The organism is Agromyces sp. Soil535 (genome assembly GCF_001428255.1).
GTDB lineage: Bacteria > Actinomycetota > Actinomycetes > Actinomycetales > Microbacteriaceae > Agromyces.
Genome location: NZ_LMRW01000012.1, coordinates 381470 through 403641 on the forward strand (window position 1 = coordinate 381470; position 22172 = coordinate 403641).

20 protein-coding genes are annotated in these 22172 nt (G+C 70.3%); 15 read left to right on the forward strand and 5 right to left on the reverse strand.

Annotated elements, in window-relative coordinates; translation table 11 throughout:
* Positions 1 to 41 precede the first annotated feature (41 nt).
* The 5 genes from ASG80_RS11110 to ASG80_RS23565 all read left to right on the forward strand — a co-directional run bounded on the left by ASG80_RS11110 (position 42) and on the right by ASG80_RS23565 (position 3876).
* The gene (locus ASG80_RS11110; protein WP_056730524.1) at positions 42 to 788 is read left to right on the forward strand and encodes a 3-hydroxybutyrate dehydrogenase; all 747 of its coding nucleotides are present in this window, start codon (positions 42 to 44) and stop codon (positions 786 to 788) included.
* Between the two features lie 87 nt (positions 789 to 875).
* A complete protein-coding gene (locus ASG80_RS11115; protein WP_056730526.1) occupies positions 876 to 1649 on the forward strand; it encodes a CoA transferase subunit A in 774 nt (257 codons plus the stop codon).
* A gap of 1 nt (position 1650) precedes the next feature.
* Entirely contained in the window at positions 1651 to 2292 is a 642-nt protein-coding gene (locus ASG80_RS11120) for a CoA transferase subunit B (RefSeq protein ID WP_200952545.1), read from the forward strand.
* Positions 2293 to 2511: 219 nt separating this feature from the next.
* Entirely contained in the window at positions 2512 to 3642 is a 1131-nt protein-coding gene (ispG, locus tag ASG80_RS11125) for a flavodoxin-dependent (E)-4-hydroxy-3-methylbut-2-enyl-diphosphate synthase (protein WP_056730528.1), read from the forward strand.
* 75 nt (positions 3643 to 3717) lie between these two features.
* Positions 3718 to 3876 (forward strand): hypothetical protein, encoded by a 159-nt coding sequence (locus ASG80_RS23565; RefSeq protein ID WP_156401784.1) that lies wholly within the window; start codon positions 3718 to 3720, stop codon positions 3874 to 3876.
* A gap of 210 nt (positions 3877 to 4086) precedes the next feature.
* Here ASG80_RS23565 and ASG80_RS11130 read toward each other — a convergent pair whose 3' ends face one another.
* Complete coding sequence (locus ASG80_RS11130; RefSeq protein WP_056730531.1) at positions 4087 to 5517, reverse strand: RNB domain-containing ribonuclease; 1431 nt, start codon at positions 5515 to 5517, stop codon at positions 4087 to 4089.
* A 29-nt stretch (positions 5518 to 5546) separates the two neighbouring features.
* Complete coding sequence (locus ASG80_RS11135; protein WP_056730533.1) at positions 5547 to 6173, reverse strand: helix-turn-helix domain-containing protein; 627 nt, start codon at positions 6171 to 6173, stop codon at positions 5547 to 5549.
* Positions 6174 to 6332: 159 nt separating this feature from the next.
* Here ASG80_RS11135 and ASG80_RS11140 point away from each other — a divergent pair, with 159 nt between their 5' ends.
* The 9 genes from ASG80_RS11140 to rbfA all read left to right on the forward strand — a co-directional run bounded on the left by ASG80_RS11140 (position 6333) and on the right by rbfA (position 18502).
* Complete coding sequence (locus tag ASG80_RS11140; RefSeq protein WP_056730535.1) at positions 6333 to 7973, forward strand: NCS1 family nucleobase:cation symporter-1; 1641 nt, start codon at positions 6333 to 6335, stop codon at positions 7971 to 7973.
* 15 nt (positions 7974 to 7988) lie between these two features.
* Complete coding sequence (locus ASG80_RS11145) at positions 7989 to 8699, forward strand: aspartate/glutamate racemase family protein (protein ID WP_056730537.1); 711 nt, start codon at positions 7989 to 7991, stop codon at positions 8697 to 8699.
* Positions 8700 to 8838: 139 nt separating this feature from the next.
* On the forward strand, positions 8839 to 9438 hold the full coding sequence (locus tag ASG80_RS11150) for a PadR family transcriptional regulator (protein ID WP_056730539.1): 600 nt from the start codon (positions 8839 to 8841) through the stop codon (positions 9436 to 9438).
* 98 nt (positions 9439 to 9536) lie between these two features.
* A complete protein-coding gene (locus ASG80_RS11155) occupies positions 9537 to 11300 on the forward strand; it encodes a proline--tRNA ligase (protein ID WP_056730541.1) in 1764 nt (587 codons plus the stop codon).
* Between the two features lie 185 nt (positions 11301 to 11485).
* Entirely contained in the window at positions 11486 to 13510 is a 2025-nt protein-coding gene (locus ASG80_RS11160; RefSeq protein ID WP_056730960.1) for a PhoX family phosphatase, read from the forward strand.
* Between the two features lie 152 nt (positions 13511 to 13662).
* Complete coding sequence (gene nusA / locus ASG80_RS11165; protein WP_056730543.1) at positions 13663 to 14661, forward strand: transcription termination factor NusA; 999 nt, start codon at positions 13663 to 13665, stop codon at positions 14659 to 14661.
* Between the two features lie 90 nt (positions 14662 to 14751).
* Positions 14752 to 14997: a YlxR family protein gene (locus ASG80_RS11170; protein ID WP_056730545.1), complete on the forward strand. Its 246-nt coding sequence runs from the start codon at positions 14752 to 14754 to the stop codon at positions 14995 to 14997.
* Between the two features lie 85 nt (positions 14998 to 15082).
* Positions 15083 to 17848 carry a translation initiation factor IF-2 gene (gene infB, locus ASG80_RS11175; RefSeq protein ID WP_056730547.1) on the forward strand — a complete coding sequence of 922 codons (2766 nt, stop codon included), beginning with the start codon at positions 15083 to 15085 and terminating at the stop codon, positions 17846 to 17848.
* Between the two features lie 150 nt (positions 17849 to 17998).
* A complete protein-coding gene (gene rbfA / locus ASG80_RS11180; RefSeq protein ID WP_056730549.1) occupies positions 17999 to 18502 on the forward strand; it encodes a 30S ribosome-binding factor RbfA in 504 nt (167 codons plus the stop codon).
* Here rbfA and ASG80_RS11185 read toward each other — a convergent pair.
* Entirely contained in the window at positions 18499 to 19473 is a 975-nt protein-coding gene (locus ASG80_RS11185; protein WP_056730551.1) for a LysR family transcriptional regulator, read from the reverse strand. The two genes, rbfA and ASG80_RS11185, sit on opposite strands and share 4 nt — an antisense overlap.
* A 54-nt stretch (positions 19474 to 19527) precedes the next feature.
* Complete coding sequence (locus ASG80_RS11190) at positions 19528 to 20418, reverse strand: A/G-specific adenine glycosylase (protein ID WP_056730554.1); 891 nt, start codon at positions 20416 to 20418, stop codon at positions 19528 to 19530.
* A gap of 47 nt (positions 20419 to 20465) precedes the next feature.
* Between ASG80_RS11190 and ASG80_RS11195 the strand changes: the two genes are divergently transcribed.
* Positions 20466 to 21068 carry a hypothetical protein gene (locus tag ASG80_RS11195; protein ID WP_056730556.1) on the forward strand — a complete coding sequence of 201 codons (603 nt, stop codon included), beginning with the start codon at positions 20466 to 20468 and terminating at the stop codon, positions 21066 to 21068.
* A 29-nt stretch (positions 21069 to 21097) separates the two neighbouring features.
* Here ASG80_RS11195 and ASG80_RS11200 read toward each other — a convergent pair whose 3' ends face one another.
* Positions 21098 to 22093 (reverse strand): ketopantoate reductase family protein, encoded by a 996-nt coding sequence (locus ASG80_RS11200; RefSeq protein ID WP_056730558.1) that lies wholly within the window; start codon positions 22091 to 22093, stop codon positions 21098 to 21100.
* Positions 22094 to 22172: the final 79 nt, after the last annotated feature.

Consider the following 22172-nt stretch of genomic DNA (forward strand, 5'->3'; position numbering starts at 1 on the left):
CCTCGACAACGGGTCCGCACAACGACGTGGAGGGACGACGGATGACGGGACTGGACGGCGGGCGCGTACTCGTGACCGGTGGCGCGAGCGGCATCGGCCTCGCGTGCGCGGAGGCGTTCGCGTCACGCGGCGCGCACGTGACGATCGCGGATGTGGACGCCGACGCCGCCGATGCAGCGGCCGAGCGCCTCGGGGGCGAGGCATGGACGGTCGATCTCGACGACACGGCCTCCCTCGCGGGGCTCGCACTCGACGTCGACGTGCTCGTGAACAACGCCGGCCTGCAGCACGTACGCCCGATCGAGGAGTTCGAGCCCGACCGCTTCTCGCACCTCATTCGCGTGATGCTGGAGGCGCCGTTCCTGCTGATCCGCGCCGCCCTGCCCGGGATGTACGCTCGCGGGTTCGGGCGGGTCATCAACGTCTCGAGCGTGCACGGCCTTCGCGCGTCGCCCTACAAGGCGGCGTACGTCGCGGCGAAGCACGGGCTCGAGGGCCTGTCGAAGGTCACCGCGCTCGAGGGCGGCGCCCACGGCGTCACCTCCAACTGCATCAATCCCGGCTACGTGCGCACGCCCCTCGTCGAGCGCCAGATCACCGACCAGGCGCAGCTGCACGGCATCCCCGAATCCGAGGTGCTGCCGCGGATCCTGCTGTCCGAGTCCGCAGTGAAGCGCCTCGTCGAGCCGTCGGAGGTCGCCGGCCTGGCGGTGTGGCTGGCGGGCGAGGAGGCGCGTATGGTGACCGGGGCGAGCTACACCATCGACGGCGGATGGAGCGCGCGATGACCAGACGCACGACGACCCCGCGCCAGATAGCGTGGTCCCTGTGATCCGCGACCGCATCGAGGCGGCGGAAACACAGGAAGGTGCATCGTGACACTCGACAAAGTCGTCGGGTCCGCCCAAGAGGCGGTCGCCGACATCCCCTCAGGGGCCAGTCTCGCCGTGGGCGGGTTCGGGCTCTGCGGCATCCCGATGGTGCTGATCCAAGCGCTCCACGACGCGGGCGTCGACCGCCTCTCGGTCGTCTCGAACAACTGCGGCGTCGACGACTGGGGGCTCGGCGTGCTCCTCGCCGACCAGCGCATCGAGAAGATGACGTCGTCGTACGTCGGCGAGAACAAGGAGTTCGAGCGGCAGTACCTCTCGGGCGAGCTCGAACTGGAGCTCACGCCGCAGGGCACGCTCGCCGAGAAGCTCCGCGCCGGCGGCAGCGGCATCGCCGCATTCTTCACCCAGACGGGGGTGGGCACCCAGGTCGCGGAGGGCGGCCTGCCGCGGCGGTACCACCCCGACGGGTCGATCGCGATCGCGAGCCCGCCGAAGCCCGTGCAGACGTTCGAGTTCCAGGGCGAGCCCCGCGAGTTCGTGCTCGAGGAGGCGATCACCACCGACTTCGCCCTCGTCCACGCGCTGAAGGGCGACCGCTTCGGCAACCTCGTGTTCGACAAGTCGGCGCGCAACTTCTCGCCGCTCGCCGCGATGGCCGGGCGCGTCTGCGTCGCCCAGGTCGAGGAGCTCGTCGAGGTCGGCGAGCTCGACCCCGATGCCGTGCACCTGCCCGGGATCTACGTCGACCGCATCATCGTGGTCGGCACCGACATCGAGAAGCGCATCGAGCGCCGCACCGTGCGAGAGGGGAACTGACATGGCGCTCACGAGATTCGAGATGGCCGCCCGCGCCGCCCGCGAGCTCGGCGACGGCTCCTACGTGAACCTCGGCATCGGGCTTCCGACGCTCGTGCCGAACTACGTGCCCGAGGGCGTCACGATTCTGCTGCAGTCGGAGAACGGCATCCTCGGTGTCGGCCCGTACCCGACGGATGATGAGGTCGATCCCGACCTCATCAATGCGGGCAAGGAGACCGTGACTGTCCTGCCAGGGGCGGCGTACTTCGACTCGGCCACGAGCTTCGGCATGATCCGCGGCGGCAAGATCGACGCCGCCATCCTGGGCGCCATGCAGGTGTCGGCGGCGGGCGACCTGGCCAACTGGATGATCCCCGGCAAGATGGTGAAGGGCCCCGGCGGCGCGATGGACCTCGTGCACGGCGCGAAACACCGCATCGTGCTCATGGAGCACGTCGCGAAGGACGGCTCGCCGAAGATCGTGAAGGAGTGTTCGCTGCCCCTCACGGGGAAGGGCGTGGTCGACCGCATCATCACCGACCTCGCGGTCATCGACGTCACGCCCGAGGGCCTCCGGCTCATCGAGCTCGCCCCTGGCGTCACCGTCGACGAGGTCGTCGCTGCCACCGAACCGCCGCTTGACACGAGCGCCGTCGCCTGAGGAGGCGCTTCATCGTCGACACCATCCCGACGATGCAGAAGCGTTGATCGGGCGGATCGGTGCTCCGATGTCGGTTCACGAGGACGGCTGCGCCTGACCGCCTCCCAGGCGACGGCGCAACATGCCGTGGGTAACGCAGGCCGCGAGGCATCCGCTCGGTGAAGGCCCCGTCCACATGGGCGGTCGTAGACTGGCACCGTGCCTGCAGTGAATCTCGGAATGCCCAAAGTCCCTGAGGTCCTGGCCCCGCGACGCAAGTCCCGCCAGATCAAGGTGGGCAAGGTCCTCGTCGGCGGTGATGCGCCGGTGAGCGTGCAGTCGATGACCACCACGCCGACGCCCAACATCAACGCGACCCTGCAGCAGATCGCCGAGCTCACCGCGTCGGGCTGCGAGATCGTGCGCGTGGCCGTGCCGAGCCGCGACGACGCGGAGGCGCTCCCGATCATCGCGAAGAAGAGCCAGATCCCGGTCATCGCCGACATCCACTTCCAGCCGAACTACGTGTACGCCGCGATCGACGCCGGATGCGCCGCGGTGCGCGTGAACCCGGGCAACATCCGCAAGTTCGACGACCAGGTCGGCGAGATCGCGCGGCGCGCGAAGGAGGCCGACGTCTCCATCCGCATCGGCGTGAACGCCGGATCGCTCGACCCGCGCCTCCTGCAGAAGTACGGCAAGGCCACCCCCGAGGCACTCGTCGAGAGCGCCGTGTGGGAGGCGAGCCTGTTCGAGGAGCACGACTTCCACGACTTCAAGATCTCCGTGAAGCACAACGACCCGATCGTCATGGTGAAGGCCTATCGCCTGCTCGCCGAGCGCGGCGACTGGCCCCTGCACCTCGGCGTGACCGAGGCGGGCCCGAGCTTCCAGGGCACCATCAAGAGCGCGACGGCGTTCGGCATCCTCCTCTCCGAGGGCATCGGCGACACCATCCGCGTCTCGCTCTCGGCCCCGCCCGTCGAGGAGGTCAAGGTGGGCCTCCAGATCCTGCAGTCGCTGAACCTCCGCGAGCGCAGGCTCGAGATCGTGTCCTGCCCGTCGTGCGGACGCGCCCAGGTCGACGTCTACAAGCTCGCGAACGACGTCACCGACGGGCTCGAGGGCATGACCGTGCCGCTGCGCGTCGCCGTGATGGGCTGCGTCGTCAACGGCCCCGGCGAGGCGCGCGAGGCCGACCTCGGCGTGGCATCCGGCAACGGCAAGGGCCAGATCTTCGTGAAGGGCGAGGTCATCAAGACCGTGCCCGAGTCCGAGATCGTCGAGACCCTCATCGCCGAGGCGAACCGCATCGCCGACGAGATGGGCGCGGATGCCCCGGTCGGCTCGCCGCAGGTGCTCACGCCGTAGTGGGCGCACACCGTCCCGAGTAGGGTGAGCGCAGCGGATGCAATCGCGGCATCCGCGCGCGAGAGGGGGTCCGCGATGAGCGGAGACGGGACCCAGTTCGAGTACCCCGACGAGGCCGGCTACCCCGACGGGATGGGCACGCTTCACGAGGGCACGGAGGATGCCGCGACGGCGACCGAGGAGGACCTCGGGGAGTTCGCAATGGAGGACGAGGAGGACGTCGAAGGCGTCTGAATCCCATCGCGCGGCCGGTGCGCGCCGATCCCGACCGCACGCCGAATCCACGCGGCGGGCCACTGGCGTACGTGCATGACCCCAATCGCAACCGCCCGTGGAATGATGCCGGCGGCCCTCGTCGTCGGCCCGCTGCTTGCTGCGCCGGCAGCATGAGACGCCCGTACGTCGAGGACTCGAGAGCTCGGTCGTGCCGCCTGATTCGTGCCGTCATCCGGCAGAGCGGAACCGCAGGCTCCCCGAAGCGATGTCGGCGTGTTCGAGCACGACCGGCATCCGCTCGCCGGCGCGTGCGCCGGGAGCGGGGCACACCACCGTCACGGCCGGCTCGGCGAGCTGGATCGTCGCGTTGCCGTTGCGCACCGCGAGCACGGTGGCGTTGAACCGTTCTCCGATCCTCCCGGAGAGCACCGCGGCTTCGACCCGCGCGATCGACGCGGCGTCGAGCTGCGCCGCGCGGCGAGACGACGCGCCCATCAGCGAGGGAAGCTCGTGCAGCGTGGCACGCGCCCAGTGCGGCACCTCCCGCCCGGCGTTGATCGCCTCGCTGACGACGAGGCCCCACCGGTCGACGAGTCGGCGCAGCGGCGCGGTGACGTGCGCGTACGGCGCGGCGAGTGCGGACTGCACGGGATCGGCGGGCGCCGCGCCATCCATGGCCTCGTAGCCCGCTCCGCGGAACAGTCCGCTCGCGGCCTGCATGATCGCAAGGCAGGCGGGGTCCTCGCGGTCGAGGCCGCGCAAGTACTCGCCGTACCCGATCGACTCGTGCCATGGGCGTCCGAGCGCGACGGTCTGAGTGCGGAACGCGTCGATCTCGTCGACGCCGGGCTTCGGCATGGTGCGCAAGATCCCGACGCGTGCTTCGAGCATCAACTGCGCGGCCGACATGCCCGTCATGAGGGAGAGTTGCGCGTTCCACTCCTCCACCGGCAGCGGACGCCGTTGCTCGAGCGCGTATCCGCCGTCGGGCGTGCGCACGATCTCCTCGTCGGGTGCGCTGAGGCTCGCGCCGCCGCGAGCGCGCTCCTGCTCGATCCGCAGGAGACCGACCTCGCGCAACAGGCCGAGCGAGGCGTACCCATCGCCGGCGTCGATGCGGGCCTGCGCCGCTTCGTAGCTGAGGCGCGCACGTGAACGCACGAGCGCACGCTCCAGGCGAGTGCGTTCGACCGCGCCGGAGTCGTCGACGTCGAACGACCACACGTAGGCGCTGCGATCGACGCCGGGCAGGAGCGAGGCGCGATCCTCGCTGAGCACGAGCGGATGCAGCGGCACCCGCCCGTCGGCCGCGTAGAGCGTCTGCCCGCGCTCGCGGGCCTCGAAGTCGACGGCGCCGCCGGGGCGGACGAAGCCTGGGACGTCCGCGATCGCGTAGTGCACCACGTAGCCGCCCGCGCGACGCGCCAGGTGCAGCGCCTGGTCGAGGTCCTGCGAGCCTGCCGGGTCGATCGTGACGAAGTCGATGCCCCGCAGGTCGGTCGTCGGCGGTGGCGTCGCCACGCGCGCGGACTCGGCTTCTGCGAGCACCCCTGACGAGAAGTCGACCGGCAGTGCGAGTGTGTCGCGGATTGCTGCGAGCGCCGCGGCGAGCTCGCCCTGGGCCGCCGACGGCGCGACATGGGCTCGGCGAGCGGGCATGCGCCCAGCCTATGGGCGCGCGACCGCGGTCAGGGGTGGACGATGAGCCACGTCGCCACGGCGGGCCGGCTCGAGGCGTTGCGGATGCGGTGCGGTCGCGAGCACGGGTAGCTGACGGAGTCGCCCGGAGCGAGCACCACGACCTCATCGTCGAACTCGATCGTCAGCTCGCCGGACACGACGTTGCCGATCTCGTACCCCACGTGGCGGAACAGGTCGGTCTCGCCGATGGCGGCACTGCCCGGCGGATAGACGGACTCGAAGAAGTCGAGCCCTGCCGTGCTGCGCGGCGAGAGCCTGCGGAAGGTGACGCCGTTCGCGAGCATCACCGGCGGCGACTGCGCCGCGCGAGTCAGTGCGAATCCGGTGAACTCGGAGCCGGACGCCTCGTCTCGAGCGATCGCGTCGGATCCGTTCGATCCGAACACCTCGGCCAGCGGCACGCCGAGCGCGTCGGTGATCGCGATGAGTCGCGAGACCGACGGCTGCATGACGTCGCGTTCGATCTGGGACACCGCGCTCGCCGAGATGCCGAGCGCCTTCGCGAGGCTCCGGGCGGACATGCCGCGCTCCTCCCGCAGGGTCCGGAGCCGCGCACCGAGACTCCGCGGGAGCGCGGCATCCGCGTCGCCGGAGTGTTCGACGACTGAAGTCATGGATTGATCCTACCGACGGGTGTTTCGCGCCGGGGCCGTACGCATGTGAAGCCCACGCTGCACACAACTTCACGAGGCTGTTACACGGGTGAAACTTCGTCCCAAGCGTGAATCTATAGCTTTACTTCATTCATCCACGATCCTGGAAGGCATCCACTCATGACTGAACAGCTCGAGGGTACCGCTGCAACACCGGTGGCGGCTGCACCATCCACGGGGCCATACGACCTCGTCGAAGCAGCCGGCATGCCGGTCGGCTCAGGTCTCGTGAAGCCCGAGTACGACCACCGGCTCGCAAACGAGGACCTCGCGCCCCTCAGGAAACAGACGTGGACCTCGTACAACATCTTCGCGTTCTGGATGTCGGACGTGCACAGCGTCGGCGGCTACCTGACCGCGGGCAGCCTGTTCGCGCTCGGCATCGCGAGCTGGCAGGTGCTCGTCGCGCTGCTCGTCGGCATCACCATCGTGCAGGTCTTCACGAACCTCGTCGCGAAGCCGAGCCAGAAGACCGGCGTTCCGTTTCCCGTGATCAACCGAGCGATCTTCGGGGTCAAGGGTGCGAACATCCCGGCTATCATCCGGGGTCTCATCGCGATCGCGTGGTACGGCGTGCAGACCTTCCTCGCGGCCGAGTCGCTGAACATCATCTTCCTGAAGTTCATCCCCGGCAGCGAAGCGCTCCTCGAGACGAGCTTCCTCGGGTTGTCGACCCTCGGTTGGATCTCGTACGCGATCCTCTGGGTCGCGCAGGCGGCGCTCTTCTGGAACGGCATGGAGACGATCCGCCGGTTCATCGACTGGGCGGGCCCCGCGGTCTACGTCGTGATGATCCTGCTCGCGATCTACCTCGTGTCGCAGGCCGGCTGGGAGAACATCAGCCTCGACCTGTCGGCGGGCGAGCCGCTCGACTTCTGGGCCTCGATCCCGGTGATGTTCACCGCGATCGCGATCGTCGTGTCGTACTTCTCGGGCCCGATGCTCAACTTCGGCGACTTCGCGCGCTACGGCAAGTCGTTCAAGGCGGTCAGGAAGGGCAACCTCCTCGGCCTTCCGGTGAACTTCCTCTTCTTCTCCCTGCTCACGGTCATCACCGCGTCGGCGACCGTGCCCGTCTTCGGGGAGCTCATCACCGACCCGATCCACACGGTCGAGCGTATCGACACCCCGTTCGCGATCCTCCTCGGTGGCCTCACCTTCGTCACCGCCACGGTCGGCATCAACATCGTCGCGAACTTCATCTCGCCGGCATTCGACTTCTCGAATGTCGCGCCGCATAAGATCTCGTGGCGCATGGGTGGCATGATCGCGGCGGTCGGTTCCGTCATCCTGCTGCCGTGGAACTGGTACAACAACGCCGACGCGATCCACTACACGCTCGGCGTGCTGGGGGCGCTCATCGGCCCGCTGTTCGGCATCCTCATCGCGGGCTACTACGTCTCGGCCCGCCAGCGCGTGCTCGTCGACGACATGTTCACCATGTCGGAGCGGGGCAAGTACTGGTACACGAAGGGCTACAACAGGAATGCCGTCTCCGCGATCCTCGCAGCCGGCATCCCGACGGTCCTCATCGGCGTGCTGCCGAAGCTCATCGCCGACCTCGGCGGCTTCGACATCTCCTGGATCGGCAACTTCACCTGGTTCATCGGCTGCGGGCTCGGCTACGCGCTGTTCCTGACCTTCGAGCGCGCCAACCCGCAGGTCTCGAGCCTCCAGGGCCTGTCGGAGGGTGTCTCCGACGGCACGGTCGAGGTCGCCGGGGGATCGGTCGACGTCGCCGCAGTGACGGTCGCGAAGTAACGAGGCGCCACCCCGATGAGAATCTCCCTCATCAATCCCAACACCTCCCGGGCGATGACCGACAAGATCGGCCTCACCGCCCGGGAGGTCGCGGGCCTCGACGTCACGATCGATGCGGTGTGCCCCGAGTTCGGGCTAGCCGCCATCGAGAGCCACTCCGACGAGGCGCAGGCCGCGCTCGCGGTGCTCCGCGAGGTGGAGCGCGGTGAGGCGGCGGGTGTGGACGGCTTCGTCATCGCCTGCTTCGGCGACCCCGGACTCGATGCGGCTCGCGAGGTCGCGACGGGGCCCGTCGTCGGCATCGCCCAGGCGGCGATGCACGTCGCGACACTCGCCGGACGCAGCTTCAGCGTCGTCACGACCCTCTCGCGCACGCTCGGCCGCGCGCAGGACCTCGTGCGCCGCTACGGCTTCGCCGAGGCCTGCGTCTCGATGTATGCGACCGGCATTCCCGTGCTCGACCTGGAAGCGGCGTCGGCGGAGTCGTTCGAGGCCATCGCCGGGACGTGCGAACGAGCGGTGCGCGCGGATGCCGCGGACTCGATCGTGCTCGGGTGCGCAGGGATGACCGACCTCTGCGAAGCGCTGTCGGAGCGAGTGGGCGTTCCCGTGATCGACGGCGTCGCGGCATCCGTGGGGCTCGTCAGCGGAATGCTCCGCATGGGCGTCGGCACCAGCAAGCGGGACGAGTACGCCGACCCGAGGGTCGACGTCCGGGCGGCGTGAGGCCGGGCCGGGACCGCTTCGGACACCTCATCGAGGGGGAGGGGCGTTTGACATGCCGGTCATAACGATATATCGTTGATGCATCACGGAAGTTCCGTGAAGACTCTTTCGGGAGCCGGACGAAAGGATGTCTGCGCTCATGCGACGCGAACACCAGAACCCATTCACCCCCTCCGGGATGCACCCGCACGAGGGTCGGTATCACCACGACGGCCGCGGCTTCCGCGGCGGACCTTGGGGCGGCGGCTGGGCCGGTCCGGGCATGCCCGGATTCGGCGCCTTCGGCGGGCCCGCGGGTCGACGCCGCGCCAAGGGCGATGTGCGGGCGGCGATCCTCTCGCTCCTCGCCGACGGCCCCCTGAACGGCTACGGCATCATGAAGGCCATCGCCGCGAAGACCGACGACGCCTGGCGGCCGAGCCCGGGCTCGGTCTACCCCACGCTCCAACAGCTCGTCGACGAGGAGCTCATCGCTCCGAAGGGCGAGGGGCGTCGTACCGAGTACGAGCTGACCGACGCGGGCCGCGGGTACGTGGCGGAGCACGCCGAGGAGACCGAACAGGCCTGGTCGGACGTGCCGCGTCCGAGCGAGTCCGCCGTCGCACTGTTCGAGAGCGTCGGCAAGCTCATGGGCGTCGTCGGGCAGTTCCGGTACGCCGCGACCGATGCCCAGCGCGCCGCGGCGGCCGAGAAGATCGACGAGGCGCGCCGCGCACTCCACCTCATCCTCGCCGACTGATCCAAGCGTCCGCCGGGTCGCCCGAGCGCGATCCGGCGGACCCGGTCGGCCGCAGGCTGCGCCACGAGCGTGCTCGGCGCACGCCATAGAATCGTCGGGTGCCCACACGCCTCTCCAACTACTTCCTCCGCACGCTGCGCGAAGACCCCGCCGACGCCGAGGTGGCGAGCCACCGGCTGCTGGTGCGTGCGGGCTACATCCGCCGCCAGGCGCCCGGCGTGTTCGCGTGGCTGCCGATCGGCCTGCGGGTGAAGGAGCGGATCGAGCGCATCATCCGCGAGGAGATGACGGCGGCCGGGGCGCACGAGGTGCACTTCCCGGCGCTGCTGCCGCGCGAGCCCTATGAGATCACCAACCGCTGGACCGAGTACGGCGACGGCCTCTTCCGCCTGCACGACCGCAAGGGCGCGGACTACCTGCTCGCACCGACCCACGAGGAGGTCTTCACGCTCCTCGTGAAGGACCTCTACTCCTCGTACAAGGATCTGCCCCTGTCGATCTACCAGATCCAGGACAAGTACCGCGATGAGGCGCGCCCTCGCGCCGGCCTCCTCCGCGGTCGCGAGTTCACCATGAAGGACGCCTACTCCTTCGACTACACGGACGCCGGTCTCGACGCGAGCTACCAGGCGCAGCGCGACGCCTACGAGCGCATCTTCGCGCGCCTCGGCCTCGAGTACGTCATCGTCAAGGCGGATGCCGGGGCGATGGGCGGTTCGAAGAGCGAGGAGTTCCTGCACCCGAGCCCGGTCGGGGAGGACACGTTCGTGCGCTCGGCGGGCGGGTACGCGGCGAACGTCGAGGCCTACACGACCATCGCGCCCGCGCCCATCCCGTTCGACGGCCTCCCCGAGCCCGCGATCCTCGACTCGCCGAACACCCCGACGATCGCCACGCTCGTCGACCTCGCGAACGCCGAGTACCCCAGGCCCGACGGCCGGGATTGGACCGCGGCCGACACGCTGAAGAACGTCGTGCTCGCGCTCACCCACCTCGACGGCACGCGCGAGGTGATCGTGATCGGCATCCCGGGCGACCGGGAGATCGAGCCCAAGCGCGTCGGGGTTGTGTTCGCGCCGGCCGACGTCGAGGCCGCCACCGACGCGGACTTCGCGAAGCACGCCGGGCTCGTGAAGGGCTACATCGGCCCGTGGTCGCCCGAGGGACCAGTGCTCGGCGAGGAGTCGGCCACCGGCATCCGCTACTACGTCGACCCCCGCGTGGTCGACGGCACCGAGTGGATCACGGGTGCGAACCTCGACGAGAAGCACGTGTTCGGCCTCGTCGCCGGCCGCGACTTCACGGCCGACGGCGTCGTGGAGGCCGCCGACGTGCGCGAGGGCGACCCCGCACCCGACGGCTCGGGACCGGTCCACCTCGCACGGGGCGTCGAGATCGGGCACGTGTTCCAGCTCGGCCGCAAATACGCCGACGCGCTCGGGCTCAAGGTCCTCGACGAGAACGGCAAGCTCGCCACCGTCACGATGGGTTCGTACGGCATCGGCGTCACCCGCATCCTCGCGATCATCGCCGAGGGGCACCACGACGACAAGGGCCTCGTCTGGCCCGCTTCGGTCGCTCCCTTCGACGTGCACGTGCTCGCCACCGGCAAGGACGAGGCCGTGTTCGACGCCGCCGAGACGGTCAGCGCGGCGCTGGAGGCCGCCGGTTACGACGTGCTCTACGACGACCGACCCAAGCTCTCGCCGGGCGTGAAGTTCGCCGATGCGGAGCTCATCGGCGTGCCGAAGATCGTGATCGCCGGTCGCGGCGTCGCGGAGGGCGTCGTCGAGGTGTGGGACCGCGCCTCGGGCGACCGCGTCACCGTGCCGATCGACGGGGTCGTCGCCGCGCTCGCCTGATCCCGTCGAACGGATGCCACGGTCCCGGTCGCGCCCCGGGAGAACCCACCGTTCGTCACGCGTTCACCACGCGTTCACGTCTCATCATGTGGTGCTTCGGTTTCGCCGAGCACTGTGCGGAGTGGAATCCCGACCATGAGCGTGAGGACAGATCCGTGACGATCACCGATATCCAGTTGCTTCCGATGGCCGACCACGTGCGAGGCAAGCGCTCGCCCGTGACGTGCCACTACAAGTGTGCGAACGCCTGCCTCGGCCCGGAGTGCAACACGTCCTCGAACCCCGCATTCCGTGAGATCGCCTCCGCCGCGCTGTCGCGGCGGGCCCTGCTCGGGCTGGGTGCGGCAGGCGCCGTCGGCATCGCACTCGCGGCCGCGACGCCGAGCGGCTCGGCCTTCGCCGTGCCCGGTGGCGGAGCGTCCGCCGGTGAGGGCGGCCTGCCGTTCGACGCCATCTCCCCGGTGCCGAGGCTGGTCGACGACTTCAACGTGCCCGAGGGCTACACGTGGGCGCCGATCATCCGCTGGGGCGACCCGCTCTTCTCGAGCGTGTCGGCCCTCGACTTCGAGAACCAGACGCCCGAGGCCCAGGCCGGCCAGTTCGGCTACAACAGCGACTACCTCGACATCATCGCCGACCAGAGCGGCCGCACGGGCATCCTGGTGAACAACCACGAGTACGTCAACCCGGGCATCATGTTCCCGCCGTCGAGCGACGACGCCGAGCTCGACCGGCGAGCTGCGGTCTACAAGGCCGCCCACGGCTTCTCGGTCGTGGAGCTGCGCCGCGGCAAGACCGGCCAGCCCTGGCGCTACCTCGTCGACGGTCGCCGCAACCGCCGCATCACCGCCGACACCGTGTTCGAGCTCACCGGTCCCGCCGCCGGCAGCGACCTCGTGAAGACCGCGGCGGACGGCGAGGGCCGCTGGGTCAAGGGCACGCTCGGAAACTGCTCCGGCGGCACCACGCCGTGGGGCACCGTGCTCTCCGGCGAGGAGAACTTCGACGGCTACTTCGCCTGGGCCGCCGACACCGCGGGCCAGAAGCGCTACCGCGCCACGGCGACCACCAAGTCCACCTACACGTTCGAGCGCATCGACCCGCGCTTCGACGCGCACGACGCCGGCTTCGTGAACGAGCCCAACCGCTTCGGCTGGATCATCGAGATCGACCCGGAGGACCCGACTTCGACACCGCGCAAGCACACCGCGATGGGCCGCTTCAAGCACGAGGGCGCCAACGTCATCATCGCCGAAGACGGCCACGTGGTCGCGTACATGGGCGACGACCAGACCAACGACTACCTGTACAAGTTCGTGTCCAAGGGCACGTTCGACCCGGGCACCACACCCGTCGCGCGCCGCAACAACCTCGGGCTGCTGAGCGAAGGCGACCTCTACGTCGCGAAGTTCACGGGCAACTCGCCCGCCGCCGAGATCACCGGCACCGGCGCCCTCCCGTCCGACGGCCTCTTCGACGGGACCGGCCAGTGGATCCCGCTCACGCAGGACGGCGAAAGCGTCATCCCCGGCATGACGACGGAGGAGGTGCTGGTCTTCGCGCGCCTCGCGGCCGACACCGTCGGTGCGACGAAGATGGACCGTCCCGAGGACGTGCAGCCGAACCCCAAGACAGGCAAGGTCTACGTCGCGCTCACCAACAACTCGGCGCGCACCCTCGCGACGGTCGACGAGGCGAACCCGGTCACGGGCAACCGCAACGGACACATCATCGAGCTCACCGAGACCGCCGGCCAGCCAGGCACCACGTTCGGCTGGAGCATCCTGCTCCTGTGCGGCGACCCGGCCGTCGACCAGAACACGTACTTCGCCGGATTCCCGAAGGAGCTCGTGTCGCCGATCTCCTGCCCCGACAACGTGGCGTTCGACTCCGAGGGCAACCTCTGGATCTCGACCGACGGTGCGCCCAGCAAGATCGGCTTCAACGACGGCCTCTTCAAGGTGCCGCTCGAGGGGCCCGATCGCGGTCGTGTGCAGCAGTTCCTCTCCGTGCCGCGCGAAGCCGAGACCTGCGGACCCGTCATCCACGACGAGGAGGGCATGGTCTTCGTCGCCGTGCAGCACCCGGGCGAGGAGGGCTCGGTCGCCGTACCGAACTCCTACTTCCCCGACTACGTTCCGACGCACCGCCCTGACACGGGTCTCGTGGCCGCGCCGCGGCCGTCGGTCGTTCAGATCTGGCGCGCCTGATCGACGCGAGCGGGTGACGGATGCCGCGGGGCATCCGTCACCCGCTTTCCGATGCCTGGGCTCGGATGACGGTGCCCAGCGACATCCGGTACGGTAGAGAGTCGCCCGCTCCGAGGGGAAGCGGCATGAGAGCTGAATAGAGGAGGCCGTCGATGGACATCGACCTCAGCGTGCTTCGCATGATGGAGCGCGAGAAGGAGATCCCGTTCGACGAACTGGTCGAGATCATCGAGCAGGCGATCCTGATGGCCTACCTGAAGCACACCAACCCCGGCCAGCACGGTCACGCCAACCCGGCGGGGGCACGTGCGCACCTTGACCGCAAGACCGGCCACGTCTCGGTCTACGTGCCCCAGTACGACGAGGAGGGCAACGTCATCGGCGAGGCCGAGGACAGCCCCAGCGACTTCGGACGCATCGCCGCGTTCGCCGCGAAGCAGGTCATCAACCAGCGCCTGCGCGACCTCGCCGACGATGCCGTGCTCGGCGAGTTCCGAGGGCGCGAGGGCGACATCGTCGCCGGGATCATCCAGCAGGGACCGAATCCCCGCATGGTGCACATCGACCTCGGCACCGTCGAGGCGATCCTCCCGCCCGAGGAGCAGGTGCCCGGCGAGGACTACCCCCACGGCCAGCGCATCCGCGTCTACGTGACGAGTGTCGCCAAGGGCCAGAAGGGCCCGTCGATCACGGTCTCCCGCACCCATCCGGCGCTCGTGCGCAAGCTCTTCGCGCTCGAGGTGCCCGAAATCGCCTCGGGCGTCGTCGAGATCGTCTCGCTCGCGCGCGAAGCCGGCCACCGCACCAAGATCGCGGTTCGCGCCAACCAGCCGGGCGTCAACGCCAAGGGTGCGTGCATCGGCGAGCTCGGGCAACGTGTCCGCGCCGTCACCGCCGAGCTCGGTGCCGAGAAGATCGACATCGTGGACTGGTCCGACGACCTCGCCACGTTCGTCGCGAGCGCGCTCTCGCCGGCCAAGGTCACGAGCGCCTACGTCATCGACGAGTCCACGCGCGCCGTGCGCGCCCTCGTGCCCGACTACCAGCTGTCGCTCGCCATCGGCAAGGAGGGCCAGAACGCCCGCCTCGCGGCGAAACTGACGGGCGCGAAGATCGACATCCAACCCGACTCCATCCTGGAGGCCGGCTGAAGGTCGAGCCTCGCGAACGGCGGAGCAGGAGCGCTCGCGACGCATGGCGTCGCGAAGCGTGCGCGGTAGGGCTCGGGCGGGAGGTGTAGGATGGAACCCGTCAGAACGTGCATCGGATGCCGTTCGCGTGCCCCGCGATCCTCACTTCTGAGGGTCGTTTCCCAGAATTCCCACATCGTGGCCGATGCCTCGGCCGTGCTTCCGGGGAGGGGTGCGTGGCTGCATCCGACGCTCGAGTGCTACCGGCTCGCCGTGCGGCGACGCGCCTTCGGACGCGCACTCCGCATCCGCGGCGAGGTGGACACCAGCAATGTAGAGAACAGGCTGAACGGCTAATGGACAACTCATGAGCGGCTCGAAATGAGACCCGTCCGTCATTGATGGTCCCCCTGTTTCGGGGCGGACCCGGAACAGGAGAGAAGTGGCTGCGAAACCACGCGTACACGAGATCGCATCAGAACTCGGTGTCGACAGCAAGATCGCCCTTGAGAAGCTCAAGGAGATGGGCGAGTACGTCAAGGGACCCTCGTCCAGCATCGAACCCCCGGTCGCGCGCCGGCTGAAGGCCGCGCTCGAGGCTGCGGGCCCCTCCGCCAAGGCGGCGCCCGCGAAGGCGGCACCCGCCAGCGCGGTGAAGCCCGGACCCAAGCCCCCTGCGCCCAAGCCCGTGACGGCTCCGGCTGCGCCCGCCGCGCCCGCAGCTCCGGCCGCGGACGCACCGATGACGGTCGCCGAGCGCCAGGCGCAGGCCGAGGAGAAGGCCGCCCACGCGGCCGCCGACAAGACCACCGACGCACCCGCGGCGCCCGCCGCGTCGGACGTCGCGAAGCCCGCCGCAGGCCCGAAGCCCGGCGCAGCGATCCCTCGCCCCGCGCCGCGCCCCGCGTCGCGCCCGGGCAACAACCCGTTCTCGAGCTCGCAGGGCATGGGACAGCGTCCCGCCCAGCCGCGCCCGGGCAACAACCCGTTCTCGAGCTCGCAGGGCATGGGCCAGCGACCGACCCCGGGCAACATCCCGCGTCCGCAGGCGCCGCGCCCCGGTGCGCCGCGTCCCGGCGCACCTCGCCCCGGCGGCGCGCGTCCCGGCGGCGCCGGCGGCGGCTTCCAGCGCCCTGGTGGCGCGGGTGCCGGTGCAGGCGCGCGTCCCGGCGGCGCCGGCGGCGGTTTCCAGCGCCCCGGTGGCGCGCCCGGCGGCGGCTTCGGCGCCCCGCGTCCCGCGGGCGGCGGCGGTCGGGGCCGTGGTCCCGGCGGCGGCACGGCCGGTGCCTTCGGTCGTGGCGGCGGCAAGAGCAAGGCTCGTAAGTCGAAGCGCACGAAGCGGCAGGAATTCGAGATGCGGGAGGCCCCGTCGCTCGGCGGCGTGAGCGTTCCCCGCGGCGACGGCAACACCGTCATCCGCCTGCGTCGCGGCGCGTCCATCTCGGACTTCGCCGACAAGATCGATGCGAACCCCGGTTCGCTCGTCACGGTGCTCTTCCACCTCGGTGAGATGGCCACCGCGACGGAGTCGCTCGACGAGGCCACTTTCGAGGTGCTCGGCGCCGAGCTCGGCTACAAGATCCAGGTCGTCTCTCCCGAAGACGAGGACCGCGAGCTCCTCGAGGGCTTCGACATCGACCTCGACCAGGAGCTCGAGGACGAGACCGACGAGGACCTCGAACAGCGTCCCCCGGTGGTCACCGTCATGGGTCACGTCGACCACGGTAAGACCCGGCTCCTCGACGCGATCCGCAACGCGAACGTCGTGGCGGGCGAGGCCGGTGGCATCACCCAGCACATCGGTGCGTACCAGGTGCACACTGAGCACGAGGCCATCGACCGGGCCATCACCTTCATCGACACCCCGGGTCACGAGGCGTTCACGGCCATGCGTGCCCGTGGTGCGCAGGTGACCGACATCGCGATCCTCGTGGTGGCGGCCGACGACGGCATCATGCCGCAGACGATCGAGGCGCTGAACCACGCCCAGTCGGCCAACGTGCCGATCGTGGTCGCCGTGAACAAGATCGACAAGCCCGACGCCAACCCGGCGAAGGTGCGCCAGCAGCTCACCGAGTTCGGCCTGGTGGCCGAGGAGTACGGCGGCGACGTCATGTTCGTCGACGTCTCGGCGCGCGAGAACATCGGCATCCAGGAGCTGCTCGACGCGGTGCTCCTCACCGCCGACGCCGGTCTCGACCTGCGTGCGAACCCCAACAAGGACGCTCGCGGTGTCGCCATCGAGGCGAAGCTCGACAAGGGGCGCGGCGCCGTGGCGACCGTGCTCATCCAGTCGGGCACGCTGAAGGTCGGCGACGCGATCGTCGCGGGCACGGCCTACGGCCGCGTGCGCGCCATGGCCGACGAGAACGGCGAGCCGGTGGACGCCGCGACCCCGTCGCGTCCGGTGCAGGTGCAGGGCCTCTCGAGCGTGCCGCGCGCGGGCGACACCTTCCTCGTGACCGAGGAGGACCGCACGGCCCGGCAGATCGCCGAGAAGCGCGAGGCCGCCGAGCGCAACGCGCAGCTCGCGAAGGCCCGCAAGCGCATCTCGCTCGAGGACTTCACCCGAGCGCTCGAAGAGGGCAAGGTCGAGGCGCTCAACCTCATCATCAAGGGCGACGTGTCGGGTGCCGTGGAGGCGCTCGAGGAGTCGCTCATGAAGATCGAGGTCGACGAGAGCGTGCAGCTGCGCATCCTCCACCGGGGTGTGGGTGCCGTCACCGAGAGCGACATCGACCTGGCGACGATCGACAACGCGATCGTCATCGGGTTCAACGTCCGCCCCGACGTCAAGGCGCGCGAGCGCGCCGCCCGCGAGGGTGTCGACGTGCGCTTCTACAACGTCATCTACAACGCGATCGACGACATCGAGAACTCGTTGAAGGGCATGCTCAAGCCCGAGTTCGAAGAGGTGCAGTCGGGTGTCGCCGAGATCCGCGAGGTGTTCCGCTCCTCGAAGTTCGGCAACATCGCCGGTGTCATCGTGCGATCGGGAACGATCACGCGCAACGCCAAGGCACGCGTCATCCGCGATGGCGTCGTCGTCGGCGACAACCTCGCGATCGAGTCGCTGCGCCGGTTCAAGGACGACGTCACCGAGGTCCGCACGGACTTCGAGGCGGGTATCGGCCTCGGCAGGTACAACGACATCCAGGTCGGCGACGAGATCGAGACGATCGAGATGCGCGAGAAGCCTCGCGTCTAGTTCGTGGTGACGGGGTCCCCGGTTCTTCCTTCCGAGTGAAGAGCGGGGACCCCTACCCCGATTCACTCGGAAGGAAGAACCGGGAACCCCTCGACCATTCGGATGCCGCAGCTCGCGCATCTCGATCGTGGGGTGGGAAGGGTAGAGGAAATGGCGGATCCGGCACGGGCCAGGAAGCTGGCCGATCGCATCAAGGAGATCGTGGCGCGCAGAATCGACAAGGGACTGCGCGACCCCCGGCTCGGCTTCGTGACCATCACCGACGTGCGCGTCACGGGCGACCTGCAGCACGCGAGCGTCTTCTACACGGTGTACGGGAGCGAGGAGGAGCGACGTGACTCGGCGATCGCCCTCAAGGCCGCGACAGGGATGCTGCGGAGCGAGGTCGGCCGCAACATCACCGCGCGCCTCACCCCGACCCTGGAGTTCATCCACGACGCGATCCCCGAGAACGCCGAGCACATCGAGGCGCTCCTCCGCGAGGCGCGCACGCGCGATGTGGAGACGAGCGTGCTCGCCTCGACGGCCGAATACGCCGGCGAAGCCGACCCCTACGTCAAGCCGCGCGAGCTCGAGGACGACGCCGACTGGGACGAGCTCGACGACGAGGCATCCGACCTCGCCGATGACACCGAGGCGGGCGGATCCCGCTAGCCTCGCGTTCGCTCGTCCTCCGTTGTGCTCACGTCCTCCGCTGTGCTCGACCGCGTCGCGTGCGACCGGCCGAGCAGCTGGTCCTCCACGGCGCGGATACGCGCACGCAGCGCCTCGATGAAGGCGAGCACCGTCGGCTGGCGCAGCGCCTCGGGCCGGCACACCAGCCAATACGGCAGGTGCTCGTCGATCTCGTCGGCCAACAGGCGCACCAGGTCGTCGTGCCGGTCGGCGAGGAATGCCGGCAGCAGTCCGTACCCGGCGCCGGCCCTCGTGGCGTCCACGTGCACGTACACGTTCGTGCTCGATACCGCGTCGACCATGTCGCGCGTCGGGCGGCGCGCATCGTCGAGCGCATCGACCTGCAGCATCGACTCGATGAAGTAGACGAGCGGTGCCCCGGCGAGCTCGCCGGTCGACGTCGGCGTCCCGTTGCGGTCGAGGAACTCTCGGCTCGCGTAGAGGCCGAGCGCGTAGTCGGCGAGGTGGATCGCCTCGGCCCGATGCACGTGCGGACGCCCCACGACGACCTCGAGGTCGACGCCCACGCGCTGCTGGGCCGCGCGCCTCGTCGCCGCGACGATCTCGAGCGACACGTCGGGGTGGGCGCGGCGCACCGCGACGATCGCGGGCGACGCGATGAACCCGCTGAAGCCGTCCGTCGCGCTCAGCCGCACGACGCCGGAGAGCCGGGGCGCGTCAGGGGCGAGGCTGCCGAGCGCGCGCTCCACGCCCTCCGCCGCCGAGATCGCGTGCTCGCCGAGCGGCGTGAGCACCCAGCCGGCCGCGCCGCGCGCGAGCACCCGGCCGCCGAGCGCATCCTCGAGCGCGCCGATCCGACGGGCGATCGTCGTGTGGTTCAGTCCGAGCTCCGCGGCGGCCGCCGTGTAGCGGCCCGCTCGCGCCACGGCCAGCAGCACGAGGAGGTCGTCGGGGCTGGGACGGCGCCCGGGCAACGGCGTCACGGACATCCCTGCATACTCGCACATCCGTCCCGCGTCGCCGAGCCCCGACCGGTCGTCCGGTCACGCGTCGGGCAGGCCGAGTGCCGCGTCGTCACCCGCGATCGCGAGCCCGTCGGCCACGAGCCCGGCGATCGCACGGTCGAGCTGGGCGGCGTCCGGCCACGAACCCGCGAGTTCCCGGCGCGCGACCGGGCGGTGCGCGGCCCGCAACTCCCGCATCACGAACCCGCGCGCCTGCCGGTCCGAGCCCTCGAATCGCGCCTGCACGCGCATGCGCGGACCGTCGTACGGCGGGTACCCCGCCTGCCGCCATGCGCAAGCCGGTGCGATGGGGCACGCGTCGCAGCGGGGCGTGCGCGCCGTGCACACGGTCGCGCCGAGCTCCATGGCGGCCGCGTTGAAGACGCGCGCCGCGGCATCGGACTCGGGCAGCAGGGCCGCCATGTCGGCCAGGTCGCGAGCCGTCGATGGCGGTGCCGGGTGGGCCTGCCCGAGCACCGCGCGGGCGATTACGCGCCTGGTGTTCGTGTCGACCACCGGATGCCGCCGGCCGAAGGCGAACGCCGCGACCGCTCGTGCCGTGTACTGGCCGACGCCGCGCAGGGCGAGCAGGTCGTCGAGGTCCGCGGGCACCTCGCCGCCGTGGCGCTCGACGATCTCGACCGCCGCGCGGTGCAGCCAGAGCGCCCTGCGAGGGTAGCCGAGCCGATCCCAGGCCCGCACCGCCTCGGCCGGCGGCTCCGCGGCGAGCGACGCAGGCGTCGGCCAGCGATCCAGCCATGCCTCCCAGCGCGGCACGACCCGTGCGACCTGGGTCTGCTGCAGCATGAACTCGCTCACGAGCACCGCCCACGGCGACACATCGGCCGCACGCCAGGGCAGCGGCCGCGCGGCGTCCTCGAACCACGCGTTCAGCGCGTCCGCGAGAGCGGGGGCGGGCTGGCGCGGCATCCCCTCAGCCTATGCCGGGCAGGATGCCGCGGAGCTAGGCTCCCTTCATGGAGCTCGTCACCACGCCCCGCGTCACCTTCCTCCGCGCGCTCGCCGACGAGATCCTGCAGCACTACGGCCGCGGCCGCATGATCGTCGCGATCGACGGCCCGGTGCGCAGCGGCAAGACGCGGTTCGCCGACGATCTCGCCGCCGTGCTGCGCGAGCGCGGCCATCGCGTGTTCCGCGCCAGCATGGAGCGGTTCCATCGCTCGCGCGCGGCGCAGGACGCGTTCGGCGAGGACACGCCCGCCCGCTACTACTGGTACGGCTTCGACGAGTCGGCGCTGCGGCGCGTGCTCGTGGAGCCGTTCCGCATGGGCGGCTCGACGGCGTTCGTGACCGCGGTGTTCGATCCGGCGCGCGACGCATGGATCGAACCGAAGTGGGTCACCGGCCCCGCGGATGCGATCCTCGTACTCGACGGGCGCTTCGTCCTGCGCGAGCGGCTCGCCGACCGCTGGGACTTCCGGATCGCACTCGACGGGGAACCCGAGGATTCGGCCGACGTGATCGCCTACGCCGAGGGAGACCCGCGGCTCGTCGCCTCCGCCGTCGTCGACGACCACGATCCCGAGCACCCTCGACGCAGGTTCTTCGACAGCTGCTGACCCGCAGGCCGGCCCCGACCCCTCGGCGCTCAGGCGGGCAGGTCGGCGAGCACGCGCCCCTCGGGAAGGGCGGCGCCGGAGGCTTCGACCTCGTGCACGAGCGCGGTGAGCGCCGCGTTCACCGGCGCGGTCATCCCTGCTGCAGCAGCCTCTCGCACCACCACGCCGTTCAGGTGGTCGACCTCGGTCGGCTGCCCGCGGCGGACGCTCTGCTGCGTGGAGCCGAGGTTCGGCACCGGGCCCATGCGCACGCGCATGAGCCAGGGCAGCAGCTGGCCGATGGCCAGGGGCATCCGCGCGAAGAGTCTCAGGCGCCGGTCGCCGAGGCCCTGGAGCGACCCGAAGCGCACCCCTCTCGCGGTGCCGACGCGCACCGTCTCGCGCATCGACGCCGTGACCACGCGGCGGAGCCGGCGGTCGTCGATGACCTCCTGCACGCTGCGGCCGACGATCGCGGGGATCGCGTTCAGCATGTTGACGACGAGCTTCGTCCATTGCGCGCCGCGGAACCCGTCGACCGCGACGACCGGCACCGCCTCCGACAGGATCGCGGCGATCCGGCGGCTCTCGTCGTCGGCACGGCCGTCGCCCCGGCCGAGGTAACTCGTGGCCGTCGTGGTGACCCGCACGACGCCGGGCTCCGTGTAGTTCGCGGCGATCATCGAGAGCACGCCCATGCACGACGAGCGGGAGAGCAGCCGGGCCGCGGTGTCGACGCCGTCGAGTCCGTTCTGCACGACGACGACCGTGACGCCATCGATGACGGAGGCGTTCTGCGTGATCGCGTTCGCAGCGTCCTGCGCCTTCGTGCACACGAGCACGAGGTCGGGCCGTTCCGTGAGCACCTCGCTCGCGGCGACCTGCGCCTGCACGTCGCCGAAGCCGCCGGTGAGGCGGATGCCGCCCGAGCGGATCGCCTCGAGACCGGCGCCCCGCGCGGTCACCTCCACGTCGTGTCCCTCACGCGCGAGCAGCGCGGCGAAGGTGCCGCCGAGCGCGCCCGCGCCGATGATGCCGATCCTCACCCTCCCAGCGTAGGGGCGGAGCGCGCACGACCCGTCCGCGGAGCCGGAGCCGGCAGCGCGCGTCCCGGCTGTTAGCCTG